At 36.4% G+C, this 16,899-nt stretch carries 18 protein-coding genes, 1 tRNA gene and 1 other RNA gene; 7 read left to right on the top strand and 13 right to left on the bottom strand.

Going from position 1 to position 16,899, the window contains the following annotated elements; all coding sequences use genetic code 11:
* Positions 1-17 precede the first annotated feature (17 nt).
* The 5 genes from A9G09_RS08065 to A9G09_RS08050 form a co-directional block, all read right to left on the bottom strand.
* Positions 18-105 (bottom strand) — tRNA-Ser (locus A9G09_RS08065).
* A gap of 70 nt (positions 106-175) precedes the next feature.
* Positions 176-265 carry a YnhF family membrane protein gene (locus tag A9G09_RS13255; RefSeq protein WP_141671550.1) on the bottom strand — a complete coding sequence of 30 codons (90 nt, stop codon included), beginning with the start codon at positions 263-265 and terminating at the stop codon, positions 176-178.
* 38 nt (positions 266-303) lie between these two features.
* Positions 304-2,376, bottom strand: coding sequence for a carboxy terminal-processing peptidase (prc, locus tag A9G09_RS08060; protein ID WP_065634353.1), 2,073 nt, complete (start codon positions 2,374-2,376; stop codon positions 304-306).
* Positions 2,377-2,385: 9 nt separating this feature from the next.
* Positions 2,386-2,922 (bottom strand): RNA chaperone ProQ, encoded by a 537-nt coding sequence (gene proQ, locus A9G09_RS08055; protein ID WP_065634352.1) that lies wholly within the window; start codon positions 2,920-2,922, stop codon positions 2,386-2,388.
* A 69-nt stretch (positions 2,923-2,991) separates the two neighbouring features.
* Positions 2,992-3,348: a DNA-binding protein gene (locus A9G09_RS08050; RefSeq protein ID WP_065634351.1), complete on the bottom strand. Its 357-nt coding sequence runs from the start codon at positions 3,346-3,348 to the stop codon at positions 2,992-2,994.
* A 177-nt stretch (positions 3,349-3,525) separates the two neighbouring features.
* Here A9G09_RS08050 and A9G09_RS08045 point away from each other — a divergent pair, with 177 nt between their 5' ends.
* From A9G09_RS08045 to rnpB, 3 genes are all read left to right on the top strand, one after another.
* Positions 3,526-3,789 (top strand): helix-turn-helix transcriptional regulator, encoded by a 264-nt coding sequence (locus A9G09_RS08045; RefSeq protein ID WP_065634350.1) that lies wholly within the window; start codon positions 3,526-3,528, stop codon positions 3,787-3,789.
* A 215-nt stretch (positions 3,790-4,004) separates the two neighbouring features.
* On the top strand, positions 4,005-4,367 hold the full coding sequence (gene bamE, locus A9G09_RS08040; protein WP_065634349.1) for an outer membrane protein assembly factor BamE: 363 nt from the start codon (positions 4,005-4,007) through the stop codon (positions 4,365-4,367).
* Between the two features lie 206 nt (positions 4,368-4,573).
* Positions 4,574-4,965: RNase P RNA component class A (gene rnpB, locus A9G09_RS08035), an RNA gene on the top strand.
* A gap of 1 nt (position 4,966) precedes the next feature.
* Here rnpB and A9G09_RS08030 read toward each other — a convergent pair.
* From A9G09_RS08030 to A9G09_RS08005, 6 genes are all read right to left on the bottom strand, one after another.
* Positions 4,967-5,653, bottom strand: coding sequence for a DedA family protein (locus A9G09_RS08030; protein ID WP_065634348.1), 687 nt, complete (start codon positions 5,651-5,653; stop codon positions 4,967-4,969).
* A 31-nt stretch (positions 5,654-5,684) separates the two neighbouring features.
* Positions 5,685-7,139 carry a metalloprotease TldD gene (tldD, locus tag A9G09_RS08025; protein WP_065634347.1) on the bottom strand — a complete coding sequence of 485 codons (1,455 nt, stop codon included), beginning with the start codon at positions 7,137-7,139 and terminating at the stop codon, positions 5,685-5,687.
* 148 nt (positions 7,140-7,287) lie between these two features.
* Positions 7,288-8,763, bottom strand: a complete 1,476-nt coding sequence (gene rng, locus A9G09_RS08020; RefSeq protein WP_065634346.1) for a ribonuclease G — start codon at positions 8,761-8,763, stop codon at positions 7,288-7,290.
* 14 nt (positions 8,764-8,777) lie between these two features.
* The gene (gene mreD / locus A9G09_RS08015) at positions 8,778-9,263 is read right to left on the bottom strand and encodes a rod shape-determining protein MreD (RefSeq protein ID WP_065634345.1); all 486 of its coding nucleotides are present in this window, start codon (positions 9,261-9,263) and stop codon (positions 8,778-8,780) included.
* A complete protein-coding gene (mreC, locus tag A9G09_RS08010; protein ID WP_065634344.1) occupies positions 9,250-10,092 on the bottom strand; it encodes a rod shape-determining protein MreC in 843 nt (280 codons plus the stop codon). The genes mreD and mreC overlap by 14 nt, the downstream gene beginning before the upstream one ends.
* 138 nt (positions 10,093-10,230) lie before the next feature.
* Positions 10,231-11,277, bottom strand: coding sequence for a rod shape-determining protein (locus A9G09_RS08005; protein WP_065634343.1), 1,047 nt, complete (start codon positions 11,275-11,277; stop codon positions 10,231-10,233).
* 368 nt (positions 11,278-11,645) lie between these two features.
* On the opposite strand from A9G09_RS08005, the gene accB reads away from it, so the two are divergent.
* The 3 genes from accB (at position 11,646) to A9G09_RS07990 (ending at position 14,191) form a co-directional block, all read left to right on the top strand.
* Complete coding sequence (accB, locus tag A9G09_RS08000; protein ID WP_065634342.1) at positions 11,646-12,107, top strand: acetyl-CoA carboxylase biotin carboxyl carrier protein; 462 nt, start codon at positions 11,646-11,648, stop codon at positions 12,105-12,107.
* A gap of 29 nt (positions 12,108-12,136) precedes the next feature.
* Entirely contained in the window at positions 12,137-13,483 is a 1,347-nt protein-coding gene (gene accC / locus A9G09_RS07995; RefSeq protein WP_065634341.1) for an acetyl-CoA carboxylase biotin carboxylase subunit, read from the top strand.
* Positions 13,484-13,552: 69 nt separating this feature from the next.
* On the top strand, positions 13,553-14,191 hold the full coding sequence (locus tag A9G09_RS07990) for a bifunctional 4-hydroxy-2-oxoglutarate aldolase/2-dehydro-3-deoxy-phosphogluconate aldolase (protein ID WP_065634340.1): 639 nt from the start codon (positions 13,553-13,555) through the stop codon (positions 14,189-14,191).
* A gap of 50 nt (positions 14,192-14,241) precedes the next feature.
* Here A9G09_RS07990 and A9G09_RS07985 read toward each other — a convergent pair whose 3' ends face one another.
* Together A9G09_RS07985 and A9G09_RS07980 are read right to left on the bottom strand one after the other, a co-directional pair.
* Positions 14,242-15,012, bottom strand: coding sequence for an ABC transporter permease (locus tag A9G09_RS07985; protein ID WP_065634339.1), 771 nt, complete (start codon positions 15,010-15,012; stop codon positions 14,242-14,244).
* Positions 15,013-15,023: 11 nt separating this feature from the next.
* Complete coding sequence (locus A9G09_RS07980) at positions 15,024-15,950, bottom strand: ABC transporter ATP-binding protein (RefSeq protein WP_065634338.1); 927 nt, start codon at positions 15,948-15,950, stop codon at positions 15,024-15,026.
* A gap of 206 nt (positions 15,951-16,156) precedes the next feature.
* Here A9G09_RS07980 and mog point away from each other — a divergent pair, with 206 nt between their 5' ends.
* Positions 16,157-16,735 carry a molybdopterin adenylyltransferase gene (gene mog, locus A9G09_RS07975; protein WP_065634337.1) on the top strand — a complete coding sequence of 193 codons (579 nt, stop codon included), beginning with the start codon at positions 16,157-16,159 and terminating at the stop codon, positions 16,733-16,735.
* Positions 16,736-16,899: the final 164 nt, after the last annotated feature.

Here is a 16,899-nt window from a genome sequence, read left to right as displayed (position 1 = left end):
CTAAATAATAAAATTTATGGCGGTGAGGAAGGGATTCGAACCCTTGATACGTTGCCGTATACACACTTTCCAGGCGTGCTCCTTCAACCACTCGGACACCTCACCAAAATTTCTCAACCCGCTAATTAAAGCAGGTTGCATACTATAATGATCACAAGCTAATTAATCAAGCTTTTTAGTTCATTATAACAATGGTACCAAATGTGGCTAAAACAGCTAATATTGCTACAACAGTAACTAAAGCAAATTTTAAATTTGTACACATTTTTTATTATCTCCAATTATTTTCTTTCAAATTCAGCTTTATTTAATTGATTCATTTAATGAAATAACCTTACTAATGCTTTGGCTAGCATCAATTTTTGGATACTTAGGGGCTAAATCCAATAGAATTTCAACCGCTTCATTTAAATAAGCATCGGGTATTTTATAGTCTTTTGGTAAATCTTCTAATTTAACTATAGCTGGTTTTCCTTCACGAGCTAAACGTTCATTCATTCTTTTTAAATCACGCTCATCATTAACTTTTCGCTCTGCTTCACGCGATTTTTTGTTTAATGAAACAATGTACTGACGATCCTTTTTGTTATTAAAATCACTGATATCTTGTTCAAGATAGATAAATTCAGGATTTTTAGCTATTCGGGTTAAATGCTTAGCTGTTAAATCAGGTAAAAGCGGTTTAACATTAGCAACAGTCAAATATTCAGACGAAGGAATTTTATCCCATGGCATAGCATTATCTAAGAAACGCTCACCTGTTTCGTCCATATATTTGGTTTTACTCATTTCAATGTCAGGCTCAACCCCTTTGAGTTGGGTACTACCACCGTTTATACGGTAAAATTTTTGTACAGTATATTGCACACCACCAAGTTCAGGCCAATTTGGATGTAATCTTGAATCAGAAGGATAAGCAATATTACGAGAAGTCTGTACCGTGCCTTTACCATAAGTTGTTTCACCAACAATTACAGCGCGTCCATAATCTTGCATTGCCGCGGCAAAAATTTCAGAAGCCGAAGCACTATATCGATTAACCATTACAACGATAGGGCCTGCATAGTCAACGCCTTTATTTTTATCGTCGTAAACGGCAACTTTTTGTAAATTATCACGAACTTGTACTACAGGTCCATTGTCAATAAATAATCCGGTTAGGGTAATAACTTCAGCTAATGAACCACCGCCATTATCACGTAAATCAATAACTAACCCTTGCAATTGTTCGTTTTTAGCTTGCAATAATAGATCGTGAACTTTATCAGTTAATCCCATATAAAAGCTTGGTATTTCAAGAACACCTACTTTGCCTCGTTCATTATTGATGATTTTTAATTTGGCTTCGCGATCTTCAAAATGAATTTTATCTCGGGTTAGTTCAATAATTTTAGATTTGCTATTGTTACCGGCTGGTAAAATTTCTAATCTAACTACTGTACCTTTTGGACCCCGGATTTTATCGACAATATCGTCTAAGCGCCAGCCGATAACATCTTCGATAGCTGAATTCTTTTGACCAACACCGATAATTTTATCACCAACAGCGAGCAACTTACTTTTTTCAGCAGGCCCACCGGTGACAAAAGACATGATGACCGTATAATCATCTTGTTGGCTGAGCGTTGCTCCAATACCTTCAAAAGATAAACTCATTTCAGAATCAAAATCACGTTTTGAACGCGGTGCTAGATAACTGGTATGAGGATCAATTTCACGCGCAAATGCATTCATAAACACTTGAAATGCATCTTCATTATTGGATTGTAAAATGGTTTTTATCACACGATTATATCGTTTGGTTAGTGCTTCACGGATTTGTGTTTCATTTTTACCAGATAAAGATAAACTGAGTTCGTCATATTTAACACGTTTATCCCAATAGGCATCAAGTTCTTTTTCAGAAGTTGGCCAGGCAATATCTTCACGTTTAAAATCAATTTCGTCATTATTGGTGAAATCCATTGGGCGCTGCAAAACCTCAAGAGCATATTTATAACGGTCATAACGCTTTTGCAAAGCGAGATTATAAATATCGTAAGCAGTTTTCAAATTACCATCTAATAATTCTTGTCCAAGCGAATCTTGCCTATTTCGAAAACTATCCACATCACTTTGAATAAATATTGCTTTGCTACCATCAAGCATTTTGAAATAGCGATCAAAAATTTTAGCTGAAAAAGCACCATCTAAAGCAAAATTACGATAATGCGATTGAGTGAAATAGTTAGTAACTCTTCTCGCCACAACTTGATGTATATCATCTTGTTTAAGAGCAGGTATTTGCTCGTTATTAACCTGCTTAGCCTGCGTACTTTGGCTAACGATACATAAAACAAGGCTTAATTTGATAACAACTTTGAGTAATTTATTCATGCAAATTCTCTATTTGGTAATAATATGCTCAGGTTTAACAGTTAATTCCATGCCAGAGCCGACATTCACCTTAATATGTTCTTTTTCAATATTAATGATTTGAACTCTTAATGGTTTATTGCCTAATAATACTTTAACAAAGTCACCCACTTTTAAAGCCTTCGGTTTTTTGATTGGTGGGCGAGAATTTTTACGTTTTTCTTTTGCTCTTTCTTTGGCTTTTTGTTTACTTTCTTTTAGCTGTTGTTGGGCGTATTGTTCTTGTTCTTTATTAATAGTATCATCAGGATTTCCATCTAAATCAACTCGATTAGCCCCCTCTTTAATACTATATAAATAACGCCAGCTCATCGTGTAAGCACGCAGTGCCACACGAAGTTTGGTTTTACTAAGAACGTCACTTTCGCTCAAACGAGAAAGGATATCTTGAAATATCCCAATTTTGAGTGGCTTAGCTTCGCCTTCAAGCGTAAAACAATTAGGGAATTGTTCGACTAAATATGCAATAATCTCTTTACTATTTGTTAATTGAAACTGACTTTCCATTGGTAATTCCATTCGCAACTAAATTGAATTTTACTAGCGTTAAAGTATATCTCAGCTTAAACAATAACACTAATTATCTTTTTTCTGTTTATTAATAAAAGTAATAAAATCTTTAATACCATTACGCATCAACCAAGATGCAACGATAGATTTTTCATCATCCGATAATTGTTCAAATGCAATCATCCATAGTTGAAAAGGTTCGATAGGTGATACGACGTAGCTTGCACTTTCTTCTTCTGCATATAGTGCTTTTTTGACAACTAACGGTAAACTGGCAATATGATACTCTAGCGCTTTACCACGAACACCCGTTCTTTTTCGTGAAGTCCATTTTTCAGCTCTAGCTTTTCGATTGACGCCTTGTATCGTTGATGGCATCCCTGCAATGCTTGATAGCTCTTTTGACGAGAACCATTCTTTCATTTTCACTATCCTATTTTAGCACAATAAGAAAAAATTACAGAAATTAAAGAAACTTTGATACAATAAATTAAGAAACATAATTATTAATAACTAAAGTTCAATTATAAACTTACTTGTTTTAGTAACATCAAAGCATAACATAGATGCACAAGGTTATAAACTAAGAGGAAATAAAAAATGAAAATAAAGTCTAGTGATTGGCACCCTGCAGACATTATTGCCGCCTTAAAAAAACAAGGAACGACCCTGGCAAATCTATCCCGACAATCGGGTTTGAGTTCATCAACATTGAGTAATGCGTTAGTTAGACCCTGGACTAAAGGCGAAGTTATTATAGCTCAAGCTCTCAATTTACAACCTCATGAGATCTGGCCTAGTCGTTATATTAATTCAAATACAAACCAACCAATAAAACGCGTCCTAAGACAAAATAAAGACTAAAAATAATAATTATTGTACATTAATAACAAATACGCAGAAAATATGGAAACAGTTAAACACATATAGTTTCCATATTTACATAAAATCGACCAATTTCTTTGATTAATGATAATTTGATTTTTTCAAAATTAAAAAATGCGCTCATCTTGAACGTTGACGAGCATGTGTTATTATTGACACCTCAAAAATTATGTTAGTTGTCAGGTAACAATACCATGAAAAATATAAGTAAATTCATTATCGCACTATTTTCAATTATTATCCTTTCAAGCTGTAGTCAAAAGAATTTTGTCGAACAAGGCACACCATTAAGTAAAGAAAAAGTCAGTCACATCGTTGAAGGTGCAACCACCGAATCACAGATAATTTCATTATTTGGCGAACCAACGAGTAGAAAGGTAATTAATGCTAATGAGACTCAGTGGACGTATAAATATACTAAAAAAAGCTCTACCAGTCATATGCTCATTGGCGAAACCCAATATAATATTCTTGAAGGAACACTTGATGTGCTAATTTCTAACGGTGTTGTAAGTTGGTTTAATTACGACGAAAATGAAAGACAGAAAAAATGGTAATTAATTTACCTTTATACAAAAACTAGTGCATCTTTTTGATGTGCTAGTAATTCCAATATTCCACACGCTATCTTCTATTGATTAACGCCTTGTTATTAGGCCTGTTGATTCGTTAATCATTTTTAAATGCCTAAACATTCAACATCTATTTAATCAAGTCCAAGACAGAGCTGGACAAAATTATGCATTAGGCTATACTCATGGACGAAATTAACCAGACAATCGCTGCTTTGTTGTAGTCCTTTTTAAAGGAGACAAACAGAGGGGAGGAAAGTCCGGGCTCCATAGGGCAGAGTGCCAGGTAACACCTGGGGGATGTTGGCGAGAGCGAACATTCACGACTAGTGCAACAGAGAGTATACCGCCGATGGCTTATTGTTTAAATAAGATCAGGTAAGGGTGAAAGGGTGTGGTAAGAGCACACCGCGCAACTGGTAACAGTTGTGGCACGGTAAACTCCACTCGGAGCAAGGTCAAATAGGGATTCATTGGCGCGGCCCGCGTTGAATCCGGGTAGACTGCTTGAGCTAATGCGTGAGTATTAGCCTAGAGGAATGATTGTCCACGACAGAACCCGGCTTATCGGTTAATTTCAACTTTTATTTTTTGCAGTCTTGCTTTGCTTGTTTTTTATTGCTTAACCAACGTTTTACCGCTAACCAAATCGAAAAGACTAAACCAAGCACCAATAAAAATACTGGTATTAGCATTAATAAAGACATGATCTGCTTTTCATAGGTTTTAAAAATTGGTGATAATCCAAATAAATAACCTAATGTGACAATCAAAAATATCCATAATGTTGCACTAATCCAATTGTAGATATGGAATTTACGGCTATGTAAACCCGATAAACCAGCCATCATTGGTAATAGTGTTCGAACAAAAGCAATAAATCGACCGATAAATAAAGCTTGTAAACCATATTTATGGAATAGTACTTCTGATTTATGGTGATATTTTTCTGGCAAATGCGCCATCCAATTTTGCACAATTTTGGTATTACCCAACCAACGTCCTTGTGCATAACCAAGCCATGTGCCAAAAGCGGCGCCAGCAATCAAAATTAAATTTATAAGACCAAAATGAAAAACATCAAGACTTATCAATACACCGGTTAAAAACAGTAAACTATCACCCGGTAAAAATGCCGCGGGTAAAACACCGTTTTCTAATAAGATGATGACAAACAGCATGCCATATAATATCCATAACACGTTGGGATTTGAAAGTGTTGCAATGTCCATATGAACAAATGCTTGATAAAGTGTAATGATTGTTTCCATCTATTTTTATATCTCACTGATTTAGTTATGACTAATTTATAGTACCACCAACCGTTAAATTATCCACTTTTAAAGTGGGTTGTCCAACACCGACAGGTACGCTTTGCCCAGCTTTACCACAAACGCCAACACCGGAATCAAGTGATAAATCATTACCTACCATTGAAATTTGCTGCATGGTTTCAATGCCTGATCCAATTAGTGTCGCGCCTTTAACTGGATGCGTAATTTTGCCTTTTTCAATGAGGTATGCTTCTGATGCTGAAAATACAAATTTGCCTGATGTAATATCAACCTGTCCACCAGCAAAGTTAGGTGCATAAAGCCCATAATCTACACTACTGATGATTTCATCAAATGTTGAATTACCCGCTAGCATGTAAGTATTAGTCATTCTTGGCATAGGTAAGCAAGCATAATTTTCACGGCGACCGTTGCCGGTAGAATGGCATCCCATTAACTTAGCATTTAGTTTATCAAACATATAACCTTTCAAAACACCATTTTCAATTAAAACCGTTTTTTGAGTTGGTGTACCTTCATCATCAATCGAAAGTGAACCACGTCGGTTTTCGATTGTACCATCGTCAACAATCGTACAAAGTTCTGAAGTGACCTGCTCACCTATCTTACCAGAAAACACGGAGCTATTTTTACGATTAAAGTCACCTTCTAAACCATGCCCTACCGCTTCATGTAGCAACACGCCAGGCCAACCGGCACCTAAAATAACAGGCATTGTACCTGCTGGCGCAGCTTTCGCCGAAAGCGACACTAACGCAAGTCTAACAGCTTCGCGAGTGTAGCTATCGGTAATACTTTCACCGGTTTGAGGATTGGTTGTTAAAAAATATTCATAACCAAAACGCCCTCCACCACCACTGCTGCCATGCTCTCGTTTACCATCTTTTTCAACTATTACTGAAACAGATAAACGCACTAACGGCCGAACATCAGCGCACAACGATCCATCTGTTGCTGCAATTAAAATATCTTCATAACTACCAATTAGACTCGCGGAAACTTCAATAACCCTTGGATCGATTGAACGTGCTAATGCATCAATTTGCTTTAATAGCGCTATTTTTTGTTCTTGTGAAAAGGAGTTAATTGGGTTAATAGCTGGGTAGATCGCAACGGTTTCTGCTTGTTTAAACGGCGTTACAACAATTGGAGTCTGCTGTTTAGTGATTGAATTAGCGGCTAAAGCACTTTGCTCTAGGCGGTTTAAAGAGAGTTGATCTGTATAAGCAAATCCAGTTTTTTCACCTACGATTGCACGAACGCCGACTCCCTGGTCGCGATGAAAAGAAGCATTTTTAATAATTCGATCTTCAAGCGACCAACTTTCATAGTAACCAGACAAAAAATATAAATCACCAAAATCAATTTGTCTTGAACTTAATATATCAAGCAAATTCAAAAGATCTTGGTGGCTTAGGTTATTGGGATTGAGTAACCGTTCACTCACTTGAGTAATTATCATAAATTCCTTTATCTGTACTTTATCACATTAGTTATTTAGCTAATTGTTTTTCATCTTTGTTTATAATGGGGCTATTATTGCACATTTCAAATCTTTATCGTAAAACACAAGAATGATGACTGTTAGTATTTTGATAAAATATCAATTATTACATCAATACCACATCATACTGCTCTTGAATATAAAGCGGTTCAACTTTAACTTCCACTCGCTTACCGACAAATATTTCAACTTCGGCTAGAGCATGTGATTCATCTGTAGTTAAAGCATTCGCGACAGCCGATGATGCATAAACCAAAAAGTATTCAGAACGATGAGCTTTATAGACACGAACAATTTCACGTAAAATTTCATTGCAGACGGTTTCAACAGACTTGACCATGCCTCTGCCTTTACATGCTGGACACTCCTCACATAAAATGTGACCGATGCTTTCACGAGTCCGTTTACGTGTCATCTCAACCAAACCCAATGCCGAAAACGAATTAATTGTTGTTCTTGCCCTGTCTTTCGATAAAAAATCTTGTAAAGATTGTAATACACGCTCACGGTGCAAGTCTTCTTGCATATCAATAAAATCAATGATAATAATTCCGCCTAAATTACGTAAGCGTAACTGTCGAGCTATGGCAATAGTTGCTTCAATATTAGTATTAAAAATCGTTTCTTCTAAATTACGATGACCAACAAATGCACCTGTATTGATATCAATGGTTGTCATGGCTTCAGTTTGGTCAATAATTAAATAACCACCCGATTTTAATTTAACTTTGCGATCTAATGCTCGTTGTATTTCGTTTTCAGTATCATAAAGATCGAAAATCGGAATACTGCCACGATAGTGAGATAATTTATCTGTCACTTCGGGCATAAACTCCTGAGTAAACTCAATAAGTAAATCATAGGTTTGCTTTGAATCGACCAATATTCGCTCTATTGGATCGCCGACAAAATCACGCAATACCCGTTGTGATAGTTCAAGTTCACCATACACTAAATTTTTACTAATCGGGCGAGCCATTCGTTCTTGAATTTTTTTCCACAACCGTTTTAGAAAATTAGCATCTTGTTCTAGTTCATGTGCGTTAGCGCCTTCAGCTGCTGTGCGAACAATAAAGCCCCCTTCTGGCGTAACATATTGTTCTACAATATGCTTAAGTCTTTCTCGCTCTGTTTCACTTTCAATACGCTGTGAAGTGGCAACATGCGCTGAATTTTGCCCCGGCATTAATACCAAATAACGCGAAGGTAATGTAATATCAGTTGTCAGTCTTGCCCCTTTTGTACCTAACGGGTCTTTGACGACTTGTACCATTAAGTCTTGACCTTGGCGAACCAGCTCAGAAATATCCTTAACTTGAAATTGTTCTTGCTCAGAATAAGAAACACATTCAGTATGCGGCATAATATCTGAAGCATGTAGAAAAGCAGCTTTTTCTAAACCAATATCAACAAATGCAGCTTGCATACCTGGCAAAATTCGAATGACTTTACCTTTATATATATTACCGACAATACCACGGCGTGATTCACGATCGACATGAATTTCTTGCAAAACACCATCTTCAATATAAGCTACACGAGTTTCTGACGGTGTCACATTCATTAATAATTCAACAGACATAAAGAGAGTTTCCTTTAATTAATTGCAAAGTTCCGTGCTATTCGTCGTAAGAGTAGATATATCCATATCCATAAAAAGCCATCCACACAACTCGATAATAAGATATAAGGTGACATAGAAATTATATGATAAATACTGACTTGAAATATAAACACTAATCCATTATAGCAAACAGAAACCGCAATTATTATAAAGGATTGTTGCCACAATGCTAAATTACGAAGTAACTGATATTTAAAAACAAGCAAATAAGCTATAAATGAATAAATAAACGCGTGTACACCTAAAAAAGTACCCGAACATAAATCTATCATTAGACCAAATAAAAAAGCGGTGCCAATACCGACTTGGTAAGGTTGTGCAATTAACCAATAAGCTAAAATTAACATAAACCAATGGGGTTTGAACATGTTGTATGCTGGTGGCCATGGTATAATTTGTAAACATAATCCAATAAATAATGTTAGCCAAATAAATAATATGCCATTATGACCCCTCATGCTTTACTCCTTGATCTCCCCATAATAATAGTAGGTAACGTAATCGTTTTAAATCCGCTGTTGGTGTTGCCGAAATAATTGGCGTTGAATCATTAATATCGAGTTTAACAGAACTCACCACAGCCACGGGATATCCCTCAGGAAAGCGACCGTCAAGTCCTGACGTGACAAGTACATCGCCAACTTTAATATCAACATTGTTAGGTAAAAAATCGAGCGTTAGATCATTGCTACAACCATTACCTACCGCCACCATAGATATATCGTTTCTTAATACTTGTACCGGAATGGCATGTTGATAATCACACACTAAAATCGCTCGGCTAGTCGTCTGCGCGGTCTGATAAATTTGACCAACAATCCCTTTTTCATCAACTACCGGTTGACCTACATAAACCCCATCATTTTGACCTTTATTTACAACGACTTGATAAACATATGGATCTGTGTCTGCTAATAAAACTTGTGCCGCCATTTTATGTTCATCATGTCTGAGCGGAGATCCCAGTAATTCTCTCAGTCGATTATTTTCATGTCTTAGATGATCAAGTAATAATAAATCTGCCTTTTTTTCAAGCAACAAATTATTCAGTTTTACATTTTCTGCTTCTAATGTTTCTCGTGTTTTTGACATTTCATAAAACCCATCAAGCGTAGCTTGGGGTGCATTTGAAATGTAATATAAAGGGGAGATAATTGTATCTAAATAATAACGAACTTCTTTAAAAGGACGATAATTTATATCCAATGCAATTAAAGCTAACGACATAGCCAAAGACATAAATAATTGTACACTAAGAGGCGAACGTTTAGAAAAAAGCAATTTCATTGTTCAGTACTTACCTGTAATAGACTCAAAATCTAATTATTTTAATATATGACTCCGCCGACAATGTCGGCGGAAAAATGAGAGGTATATTTACTAATCATTTCATTAGTTAAGAGTGAGTTAACATTGTTTGAACTTTTACTCTTCACTAAATAGATCACCACCATGCATATCAACCATATCTAATGCTTTACCACCACCTCGCGCAACGCATGTTAGTGGGTCTTCAGCCACAACAACATGAATGCCTGTTTCAGCTGATAATAGTTTATCGATATTACGTAATAATGCACCACCACCGGTTAATACCATACCGTGCTCAGAAATATCAGACGCTAGTTCTGGAGGACATTGCTCTAAGGCAACTTTAACCGCGCTAACAATGCCACTCAATGGTTCTTGTAGTGCTTCTAAAATCTCATTAGAATTTAATGTAAAGCTACGCGGCACCCCTTCAGCAAGATTACGGCCACGAACTTCAATTTCAAGCACTTCATCACCTGGATAAGCACTACCAATAACATGTTTAATACGTTCAGCAGTTGCTTCACCAATTAGTGCACCATAATTACGTCGAACATAATTAATGATTGCTTCATCAAAGCGGTCACCACCAATTCGTGCAGATGCAGAATAAACAACGCCATTTAATGAAATAACCGCAACTTCAGTTGTACCACCACCGATATCAACCACCATTGAACCGGTTGGTGCAGAAACTGGTAAATCAGCACCTATTGCTGCTGCCATTGGCTCTTCAATTAAATAGACTTCACGCGCACCTGCGCCTAAAGCTGATTCACGAATAGCACGACGTTCAACTTGCGTTGCGCCAACTGGAACACAAACAAGCACGCGCGGGCTTGGTCGTAAGAAACTATGGCTATGCACTTGGCGAATAAAATACTGTAACATTTTTTCAGTCACAGAAAAGTCTGCAATTACGCCATCTTTCATTGGTCTAATCGCTGCTATATTGCCAGGCGTACGTCCTAACATTTGTTTCGCAGCATGCCCAACAGCAGCAACACTTTTAGGTGTGCCAGTACGATGATCTTGGCGAATAGCAACAACTGAAGGCTCGTTTAATACAATACCTTGACCTTTTACATAAATAAGAGTATTAGCTGTACCTAAATCGATCGATAGATCATTTGAAAACATGCCGCGAACTTTTTTGAACATAATGAAAACTCTTCCTAGAATTAATCGTGTTTAAATGTTAGTGAGTATTTGAAGCAACGCATTGTATAAATTATATATTTTTAAAGCAACATTAGGCTAAATAATATACTATTTGATGCTTTTAAAACACCACCAGCTTCAATAATAATTAAGTGTTACTATTGTATCGCAATTATAAAATAATACCTAGAAAATAGTATAACAACAGATCGTAAAGGAGATATATAATGACAAAATCGGTTTTACAGTGTATGCTTCCGCGTTAATGTTGAGTTACTGCCTTATTATCGACTTAAAAGATCTCTTTTAAGATATTAAGGATGCATTAAAATAATTGTTACTTATATCAAATAAACACGGTGTAATTCATGGATATACGCAAAATTAAAAAATTAATTGAATTAGTTGAAGAATCAGGTATTTCAGAGCTTGAAATTTCTGAAGGTGAAGAGTCAGTACGAATTAGTCGTTCTGTTCCCGCTACAAACTATTCTGCGCCAATACAAAATATTCAAATTCCTCAAGCAGCTCCAGTTGTTGTTGCTCCTAGTGCAGCAGCCGATGTTGTTACTGAAGCTGATCCTATTACTCCTACTGGCACGACTATAAAATCGCCAATGGTAGGCACTTTTTATCGCACACCAAGCCCAGAATCGAAAGCGTTTGTTGAAGTGGGTCAAACTGTAAATGTTGGTGATGTACTTTGTATTGTTGAAGCGATGAAAATGATGAACCAAATTGAATCAGAAAAAGCAGGCACAATTAAAGCTATTTTAGTTGAAAACGGTCAACCAGTTGAATTTGATCAGCCACTATTCATCATTGAATAATATTCATTAAAAAAATTAAGAGATTGAATATGCTTGATAAAATTCTTATAGCTAATCGTGGCGAAATCGCTCTACGTATCTTAAGAGCCTGTAAAGAGCTGGGCATTAAAACTGTTGCAGTTCACTCGTCAGCAGATAAAGATTTAAAACATGTTTTGCTTGCAGACGAAACCGTTTGCATTGGTCCTGCAGCTTCTGCTAAAAGCTATCTTAACATTCCAGCATTGATTTCTGCCGCTGAAGTAACGGGTGCGGCAGCTATCCATCCTGGATATGGTTTTTTATCAGAAAATGCCGACTTTGCTGAACAAGTTGAGCGTTCAGGCTTTATTTTTATAGGACCTAAAGCTGATACCATTCGTTTAATGGGTGATAAAGTGTCGGCAATTCATGCTATGAAAAAAGCAGGTGTACCTTGTGTGCCAGGTTCTGATGGACCACTAGGTAATGATATGAATACCAATAAACAAATTGCTAAAAAAATTGGTTATCCTGTCATTATTAAAGCATCAGGTGGCGGCGGTGGTCGTGGTATGCGCATTGTTAGAGAAGAGAAAGATCTTGAACAATCAATTAAAATGACCAAATTAGAAGCAAAAACAGCTTTTAATAACGATATGGTTTATATGGAAAAATTCCTAGAAAATCCACGCCATATTGAAATACAAGTGCTATCTGATGGTCAAGGTAACGCGGTTTACTTGGGTGAACGAGATTGTTCAATGCAAAGACGTCATCAAAAAGTTGTTGAAGAAGCGCCAGCTGTAGGTATTACGCCTAAAATGCGCAAATTCATTGGTGAACGTTGCGTTAATGCCTGTATTGAAATTGGCTATCGTGGTGCGGGTACATTTGAGTTTTTATTTGAAAATGGTGAATTCTATTTCATTGAAATGAACACCCGTATTCAAGTTGAACATCCTGTTACCGAAATGGTTACGGGTATAGATTTGATTAAAGAGCAAATTTCAATTGCAGCAGGTCAGCCACTATCATTAAAACAGAGTGATATTCATATTACTGGTCATGCCATTGAATGCCGTATCAATGCTGAAGATCCAAAAACCTTTATGCCTTCACCAGGTAAAATTACGCGTTTTCATGCACCGGGTGGTTTTGGTATTCGTTGGGAATCTCATATTTACGCTGGCTACACTGTTCCACCTTATTATGACTCAATGATCGGTAAATTAATTGCTTATGGTGAAACGCGTGAAGTTGCAATTGCACGTATGAAAAACGCCTTAGCTGAATTAGTTATTGATGGCATAAAAACCAATATTGATTTGCATATCGAAATTATGAATGATAAAGGCTTCTTGAAAGGTGGCACTAATATTCATTATTTAGAAAAAAAATTAGGTATTTATGAGTAGTAAACACTAATCGCTAACTTCTTAGCGATTAGTGTCATATTTTATATTGATAAAGAATTGGTGAAGTAAATGAAAAACTGGAAAAAAAGCGCCGAAGATATTTTAACACTCGGTCCGGTTGTACCTGTTATTGTTATCGAGCGCTTAGAAGATGCGGTACCACTAGCCAAAGCATTAATTGCCGGTGGGGTAAAAGTGCTTGAGGTAACATTAAGAACGGCTTGTGCTCTTGATGCGATTAAGAAAATAATCAAAGAAGTACCCGAAGCGGTCGTTGGTGCAGGTACGGTTACAACAGTTGAACAACTCAAACAAGTTACCGATGCAGGTGTTGAGTTTGTCATTACACCCGGTATTACCGAGGCTATTTTAAAAGCCGCAGTCGAAGGACCAATTCCAGTTATTCCAGGTATTGCAACCATTTCTGAACTACTGACTGCTCAAGAGTATGGATTAACTGCATTGAAGTTTTTCCCAGCTGAAATCAATGGCGGCGTAGCGGCATTAAAAGCTTTTGCTGGACCTTGTGGATATATGAAGTTTTGTCCAACCGGTGGCGTTAATCCGAAAAATTATCGTGATTATTTAGCCCTTGATAATGTACTGTGTGTTGGTGGAACATGGTTTATTCCAACCGATGCAATAGCAAAAGGTGAATTTGCTAAAATTACTGAAATGGCACAACAAGCAGTTGCTGGCGCACAATAAGATACTAATCCGCCGACAATTGTCGGCGGTTAATTAATAAAGACAACAAACTAACTCCGTAATCCTTTTCCTTTTTCAATCAAATTCCATACCATGATATAAAGTACTGTTACAAATAAGATTAGCATTGAAAAAGTGATCCATAATGATACATCTGTCACCCCTAAAAAGCCGTAGCGAAAACCATTAATCATATAAACAATAGGATTCAGTTTTGATACCCATTGCCAAAAAATAGGTAGCATGCTGATTGAGTAAAATACGCCGCCAAGATAAGTTAATGGTGTTAACACAAAAGTAGGAATAATACTAATATCATCGAAGGTTTTTGCATACACGGCATTTAATAGTCCTGCAAGTGAAAATAAAATTGACGTTAACAGCAACGTACATACAACAAAAAGCCAAGAATGAACTTGATAGCGAACAAAAAATAACGATACGATTGTCACTAATATGCCAGTTAAAATTCCACGCATAACGCCTCCACCAACGTATCCCCAAATTAAAATATGGGTGGGCACAGGGGCAACTAATAACTCTTCGATATTTCGTTGAAATTTGGCACTGAAAAATGACGAGCAGACATTAGTATATGAATTAGTAATGACAGACATCATAATAAGTCCGGGCACAATAAATGCCATATAATTAAATCCGCCCATATCACCAACACGCGAACCAATTAAATTACCAAAAATAATAAAATAAAGCGACATTGTAATAACCGGCGGAATTAAAGTTTGAACCCATATTCTTAAAAACCGAGTGACTTCTTTACGCCAAATACTTTTTAATGCAATCCAATATAAATGATTCATTTAACTTTCCCCTATCCCTGCTCACTATGATGCAAAAGATCGACAAATAACTCTTCTAATCGATTTGCTTTATTTCGCACACTTATCACCTTGATGTGTTGTTGATTAAGCTGTTCAAATAATTGATTTAAACCAAGCTGTTTATTAACTTTTACTTCTAACATGCCTGATTCAATATTTGAAAATTGATAACCCTCTAAGGTAATTGGTTCTTTGGTTGGAATATAATCAATAATAATTGTTTCAGATTGACTATTAGCGAGCAAATCCCGCATAGAAGAGTTGGCAATCAATTGACCATGTTGAATAATACCGATATGCCGACATAGCATTTCCGCTTCTTCTAGGTAGTGAGTGGTCAAAATAATTGTAATACCTTGGCGATTAATCTCGCGTAAAAAATCCCACATTGAACGTCTTAATTCAATATCAACGCCGGCGGTGGGTTCATCTAAAATTAAAAGTTTAGGTTCGTGCACTAATGCTCTAGCTATCATCAATCGCCTTTTCATTCCGCCTGATAACATGCAAGCGCGGCTATGGCGTTTATCCCACAAATCTAAAATCCGTAAATATTTTTCAGCACGTTCTAATGCCAATTTACGCGGCAATCCATAATAACCACCTTGGTTAGTTATTATTTGTAGCACTTCTTCAAATTGATTAAAATTAAACTCTTGGGGTACTAGCCCCAATTGTCTTTTTGCATTAACGATATCATTATCTAAGTCATAACCAAATATTTTAACTTGGCCCGATGTCTTAGTGACCAGTGAGCTAATGATGCCTATAGTAGTTGACTTACCCGCACCATTAGGACCGAGTAATGCATAAAAATCACCGGCTTGTACTGTCAAATTAATGCCTTTTAACGCTTGCACACCATTTTTATAAATCTTTTTAAGTTCAATTAACTCTAGTGCAGGTATTGATGACATGAAAATATCCTAAATAAATAGATTATTATTTACATTATGCTATTGCATTTATTAGAGGGGAAATATTGACAATTTAATCTTTAGTTGTAAAGGTCTTTTTAGTATTATTTAGGATATAACAAAGAACAAATGACACCAGATCTAACGCAAGTTGCTTAAATACTAAGATTTGATAGGTGAGTTTTAAATTTGAAGGAATAAAGAATATGATTAAAATTGGACTGGTTTCAGTATCAGATCGGGCATCGCAAGGTATTTATGCAGATGAAGGGATACCGGCTTTGTTATCATGGCTCAAAACCGCACTGATAACCCCGTTTGAAACTGAAACACGCGTTATTCCTGATGAACAACCTTTGATTGAAAGCACATTATGTGATTTAGTTGATAATTTTCGTTGTCACTTAATTTTAACCACTGGCGGTACTGGTCCGGCTTTAAGGGATGTCACGCCGGATGCAACATTAGCCATTGCCGATCGCATCATGCCGGGCTTTGGTGAACAAATGCGTCAAATTAGTTTGCATTTTGTGCCAACAGCGATTTTATCAAGACAAGTCGGCGTTATTCGTAAAAAATGCTTAATATTAAATCTGCCCGGTAGACCAAAATCCATCCAAGAAACACTACAAGGCGTTAAAGATAGTGATGGCAATAGCCTAGTTGATGGAATTTTTGCCAGTGTTCCTTACTGTATAGATCTTCTTGAAGGGCCTTATATTGAAACGCATGAACACATCGTCAAATCGTTTAGACCCAAAAGCGGCATAAAATCAGATAATTGATTTTATGCAAATATTATGCATAATTATGAACAATATGCTTTACACTCATTGAATATGAGGTGCTGAAACAACCTTTGATATAACGGTTTTCAACATATTTACCAATAAGTTTATGTGAATATTGTTAAAATAAAAGCAGCACAAAAACATTACCGTTATTTTCA

This window comes from Gilliamella sp. wkB292, from assembly GCF_001690235.1.
Lineage (GTDB): Bacteria > Pseudomonadota > Gammaproteobacteria > Enterobacterales > Orbaceae > Gilliamella > Gilliamella apicola_F.
Note: the sequence above shows the minus strand (reverse complement) of the source record. Positions and strands in the feature narration are given on the sequence as shown.

Excerpts from the sequence above, each read along its gene's own strand:
- A9G09_RS08045 (WP_065634350.1), top strand. The coding sequence starts at position 3,526 with ATGAAAATAAAGTCTAGTGATTGGCACCCTGCAGACATTATTGCCGCC.
- mreD (WP_065634345.1), bottom strand. The coding sequence starts at position 9,263 with ATGAGGGGTCATAATGGCATATTATTTATTTGGCTAACATTATTTATT.
- mreC (WP_065634344.1), bottom strand. The coding sequence starts at position 10,092 with ATGAAATTGCTTTTTTCTAAACGTTCGCCTCTTAGTGTACAATTATTT.
- mog (WP_065634337.1), top strand. The coding sequence starts at position 16,157 with ATGATTAAAATTGGACTGGTTTCAGTATCAGATCGGGCATCGCAAGGT.
- A9G09_RS07990 (WP_065634340.1), top strand. The coding sequence starts at position 13,553 with ATGAAAAACTGGAAAAAAAGCGCCGAAGATATTTTAACACTCGGTCCG.
- A9G09_RS07985 (WP_065634339.1), bottom strand. The coding sequence starts at position 15,012 with ATGAATCATTTATATTGGATTGCATTAAAAAGTATTTGGCGTAAAGAA.
- A9G09_RS07980 (WP_065634338.1), bottom strand. The coding sequence starts at position 15,950 with ATGTCATCAATACCTGCACTAGAGTTAATTGAACTTAAAAAGATTTAT.
- proQ (WP_065634352.1), bottom strand. The coding sequence starts at position 2,922 with ATGGAAAGTCAGTTTCAATTAACAAATAGTAAAGAGATTATTGCATAT.
- tldD (WP_065634347.1), bottom strand. The coding sequence starts at position 7,139 with ATGATAATTACTCAAGTGAGTGAACGGTTACTCAATCCCAATAACCTA.
- accC (WP_065634341.1), top strand. The coding sequence starts at position 12,137 with ATGCTTGATAAAATTCTTATAGCTAATCGTGGCGAAATCGCTCTACGT.
- prc (WP_065634353.1), bottom strand. The coding sequence starts at position 2,376 with ATGAATAAATTACTCAAAGTTGTTATCAAATTAAGCCTTGTTTTATGT.
- bamE (WP_065634349.1), top strand. The coding sequence starts at position 4,005 with ATGAAAAATATAAGTAAATTCATTATCGCACTATTTTCAATTATTATC.
- rng (WP_065634346.1), bottom strand. The coding sequence starts at position 8,763 with ATGTCTGTTGAATTATTAATGAATGTGACACCGTCAGAAACTCGTGTA.
- A9G09_RS08030 (WP_065634348.1), bottom strand. The coding sequence starts at position 5,653 with ATGGAAACAATCATTACACTTTATCAAGCATTTGTTCATATGGACATT.
- A9G09_RS08005 (WP_065634343.1), bottom strand. The coding sequence starts at position 11,277 with ATGTTCAAAAAAGTTCGCGGCATGTTTTCAAATGATCTATCGATCGAT.
- A9G09_RS13255 (WP_141671550.1), bottom strand. The coding sequence starts at position 265 with ATGTGTACAAATTTAAAATTTGCTTTAGTTACTGTTGTAGCAATATTA.
- accB (WP_065634342.1), top strand. The coding sequence starts at position 11,646 with ATGGATATACGCAAAATTAAAAAATTAATTGAATTAGTTGAAGAATCA.
- A9G09_RS08050 (WP_065634351.1), bottom strand. The coding sequence starts at position 3,348 with ATGAAAGAATGGTTCTCGTCAAAAGAGCTATCAAGCATTGCAGGGATG.